Annotated in this window: 2 protein-coding genes and 1 riboswitch; of the genes, one reads left to right on the plus strand and one right to left on the minus strand. The window is 35.5% G+C overall.

The window, feature by feature from the left end; genetic code table 11:
• Positions 1-280: 280 nt before the first annotated feature.
• Positions 281-3,403 (minus strand): AsmA-like C-terminal region-containing protein, encoded by a 3,123-nt coding sequence (locus EA341_RS13575; protein ID WP_293015514.1) that lies wholly within the window; start codon positions 3,401-3,403, stop codon positions 281-283.
• Between the two features lie 378 nt (positions 3,404-3,781).
• A riboswitch (TPP riboswitch) is annotated at positions 3,782-3,874 on the plus strand.
• Between the two features lie 87 nt (positions 3,875-3,961).
• Between EA341_RS13575 and thiS the strand changes: the two genes are divergently transcribed.
• A complete protein-coding gene (gene thiS, locus EA341_RS13580) occupies positions 3,962-4,165 on the plus strand; it encodes a sulfur carrier protein ThiS (RefSeq protein WP_293015516.1) in 204 nt (67 codons plus the stop codon).
• Positions 4,166-4,248 lie beyond the last annotated feature (83 nt).

Raw genomic sequence — 4,248 nt, forward strand, 5'->3', positions numbered from 1 at the left:
ATTATTATAAACGTGATTAAATTAAGTAAATACAAAAAAAACATAAAAAATTTAATCAGTATTATTTTTCATTGTTGGTAAAACTGAACCAACAAATTTTAATTATGAAAAAGTTACATTATTATTTAATTCTTGCCTCATTTGCTTGCACAGCATTATAGCTGTCATCCTGCTATAATGAGGATGAACAACCAGCCTATCAATAGGAGATCGCATCCCGTCTAGATGAAATAGTGAAGTTAAAAAGTGCATTGAATAAACTGATGTTGCATGTGTATTTTTATCTGGCTCTACCTAAAGAAATACGATAGTCATCAGGTCTTCCTTGCACATTAATGTTAAGAAAGCGTACCCTTCGATCAGTATTTCTAAAGACAATCGCGTCTTCCTGCTCGGGGTTGATTTCGTTTCTTGACCTACCACCAAATAAAGACCTGAAGCCAACTTGTGTTACTAAGTTAAGCGGAATACGAATTTGATAATCCATGTTCAAATCCAAAGATTGTTTCCCCGATATTTCTACAAAACCTAAACTGGAGTTGATATTCATTCTTGGAATTTGTAATACTCCATCTTTTAAGTCAAAGGTATTTGTAAGGGTATCAAACCTGACCATATTCAGGTTTCTATCTGAAAAGAAATCTGAAAGGGCTAGAAAAGGAGCGAAACCAATCAGCGTACCATCATAGACTGTCAAATCTAATTTTGCATCAGATTTATTGATGATTGGGGTGAGGTCAGGATAAACCAAAAAATTTCCAGTGATTGAACCTGAAACACTGCCTTTCAGATTTTCATTGATCATAATATCTTTGCCTGAGCTTTCCAGTTTAAAAAGTAAGTGATCAAGATCTAACCTGTTGGCTTTTATTTCGGCATTCATATAGATTTCTTCGGGATTAGAACCGTTCAGGTATCCTTTTATTCCAAGGCTACCTTGAGCTACATTGAAGTTTAAGGTGTCTAAATGGAACATGTGATTGGACTCAGAACGTGCTTTTACCTTGACATTGTCCAACCAATTTTTATGATAATTTAATTTCTGGATGTCTGCAAAATACTCCATATTCCTAAATGGTAATTTGAAAATATTGAAAGCTTCTGCATGATTGGTCTCATTTTCAAAGCCTTTGAAGTCCATCAGAGCATCCAAATCCAAAGCATCAGCGCGAAAATTGAAAAAATCTTTTTTGGTGCTCAGGTTGTCCTTGAGGTTTAAGCCCAAATCAAAACTGAACTCTGAAAGGCCCATTTTGCCTCCAAATTCATTTATGGACAAGTAATTTTCCTCCCATTTCGCCATTCCTCTGAACTCTTCGAGCTTCAATGAATGGAACTGGGTTCTTCCTGTTAATTTGGCTAATAATAATTCTGCTGAATGTAAACCATTCCGGAAATAAATGTTGATTTTTCCTTCCAAATCCAACGCTGAAAAGACCTCTTCACTCCATGATTCAGGAAGGTAGTTGATCCCATTGAAGGTCAATAAATCATTCATTTTTAATTTCGATGATTTTAATGACCAATCTATGCTCGACATTCCTGCCAATTCCTTCTCAAACCATTTCGGATAATTATGCAAGGTGGCGTTCAGCAAAAAGTCCGATTGATCGATCTTTCCTGATAAATTTTGAATGACCACTGTATGTTCATCAATGGTAAACTTTGCGTTAAAATTCTCAAAGCTGTGAGGGTAATGCTCTAAGGTTGCATTTAAGCCTACAACTTCTAGCATCCCTTGAGGTATATGTTGGTAATCAGATAATGAGGCGGGATTGAAATCCAAGTGAATGACAGTTGAAAAATCATGGATTTTTTCCTTTTTTTCTTTCGACAGCTGTGCCAAGTCAATTGTTTTGGAATTAGTCTCGATAGTTAATCGTACAGGTTTATCAAAACGATGAAATAATGCAGGTAAATCGCTTATTTCTCCTTTGAATTGATAGTCAGAATCTTCGATTTGGAAATTTAAGGCCGATAAGGAAAGGACTCCTTCGCGCATCACTGCGTATGCATTCACATTTCTTATTGGCTGCTCGAAATCGGTAAGGGAAAACTCAAGGTCTTTCAAGATCAGTTCTGATTGTACACTTTCTTTTAATTTCGCGAAATCTGGCTCAGAAGCATCTAAATCCACCAATTCATCGAAGTCCATACTTAGCAAAACTTTTCCTTTAACCCCTTCAAATTGGTCTAACTGAAAAAAATCACCAACAAAGCCGAGGTCTACATCTGCCTTTAGTTTTACTTTAATAAAAGGATCTTCAAAATTCCTGATGGTCAACTCACCTTGGAAAATACCTTGGTCCGGGCGGGCATTGAAATTTTGTACTCTCAGTTCAGATGTTTTGATATTTCTTTCCTCCCCATTGGTGAAAAATCCAGAAAATCTTAGATTATCTACTTTTAAATTATTGTCCATTCTTTGGAAAAAAGCATTTTCACAGCCAAATTCTGCTGTAATTAGTGGCGTACTACCATCCCCAAGAAGTCCTTTCACAGAACCTTTAAAAAATACGTCCCCTTCATTTTGGTATTCGTTTAAAACTGAGGCTACACCTAGGGGCAAAAAAGCACTGAACATGTTGAAATCAGGCTTTTGCCCCTCCAATTTGAGATCTAAATCCAACCCATTTTCAAGAATGCTTATATTGCCGTTACCAGCAAATAATGCATTTTCCAATTCAATATGAGAGGGCTTGAGTGTTAGCACTTGAATATTTGAATCAAAACTCAAATCAAGGTCTAAATTGATATGCTTTTCGGAAAAAAATGTTTGTTTTCCATTCTTGAATAAGTCAAAAGTTACATCTGTTTTGAGGTTAAAATCAATAATTTTTTCTTGTTTTTTGATACTATTTTGCCAGTGATCTATCCGTAAAGTATAAGAAATGGAATCAGAAAGATCAAAGTACGATAGTGCAACGTTGCTTATTTTTACTTTATTTAATTCAAAGCCGATAGGTTCACTTTGAGTTTCTTGTTCCTTCACTTTTAGACCTTTAGCCAATAAAATATTGATATCCCTATTGGGATACCTGACAATATCTATATGTCCATCTGTGATGCGGATACTTTTTACTTTATATTTTCCTTCCCAGATATCCCAAATATTAAAGCCTAAATACAAGTGATCTGCTTCATAAAATGGTTTTGTATTCAAGCTTTTGTTTTCATAAAATTTTATATTTCTTAAGTCAATGGAGATATAGGGGAATTCTTTGAAGAGGGAAATTCGGCTCTTTTCTACGGTCAATTTCCCTTCAAATTGTTTGTTCGCTGCGTTTAATGCTTTTTGAGTAATGGAGTCCTGATGAAATGCCAGCAAAGCAACTGTTACTCCTAATAAAATTAGCGTAAAAGCAATTGAGGTAAGAATTGTTGTTTTAACCCAAGATTTCATCAATGAAATAAATTTTCACAATGAAACGTGAAATCGATTAAGGATGGTTACATCACTTTGGTTGAGACAAGGATAAATTTTTTGGACACATCAAATCAAAGATCTAATTTCTGAGATTTTTGTTATGACTTGGTATTGTACTAGCTGATTAAAAACAGAATAGTTTGTGGATGGTATTTTAGCAACCCTTAAACAAGCCTAAAAGGATGTTTATATTTGGCACCGCTCTTGAAAAATATCAGCTGATAAAATTTTGTCAAAATGGCTACATTAAATAGCACTTATATTACAAAAGCCTGATTTAAAGTTGTCTAATAATTTTCTAGCTTGATTTCATCATTTCCCGATTGCTATTCCAAATTGTTTTCAATAGGTTTGAGAAAACTTTAGGGGTGTCCACTACGGACTGAGATCATACCCTACGAACCTGATGCAGTTAGTACTGCCGAAGGGAAAAGTGAAATAATGCATGCCTTTTTGCAAGGCTGTATTTTCGTTTTTTGATCCGTTGTTGCGGGCCACTCCTGAAGTTATATGTTCAATCAAACAATTTCAAGGATGGATATTACCGTAAACAATGAACTGCTTCAAATTTCAGATCCCTGTTCTGTCTCACAATTATTGGAAGATCATATTCAGCTCAAAGCAGAAGGCATTGCTGTGGCTGTAAACCAATCTGTGATCCCTAAAGAAAATTGGGGGAAGACCTTCATTGGTTCCGGTGATAACATCATTTTGATCAAAGCAACCCAAGGAGGATAAAACCACAGAAAAATGAAATCGAGCCTGCCTACCGGACAGGCAGGCATGATCCCGTACCTACGGGATCACACACTGGGATGATT

This window comes from Mongoliibacter sp. (genome assembly GCF_007692705.1).
Classification (GTDB): Bacteria; Bacteroidota; Bacteroidia; order Cytophagales; family Cyclobacteriaceae; genus Mongoliibacter.

Bases quoted from the DNA above. Each gene is read 5' to 3' on its own strand.
- thiS (WP_293015516.1), top strand. From the start codon at position 3,962: ATGGATATTACCGTAAACAATGAACTGCTTCAAATTTCAGATCCCTGT.
- EA341_RS13575 (WP_293015514.1), bottom strand. From the start codon at position 3,403: ATGAAATCTTGGGTTAAAACAACAATTCTTACCTCAATTGCTTTTACG.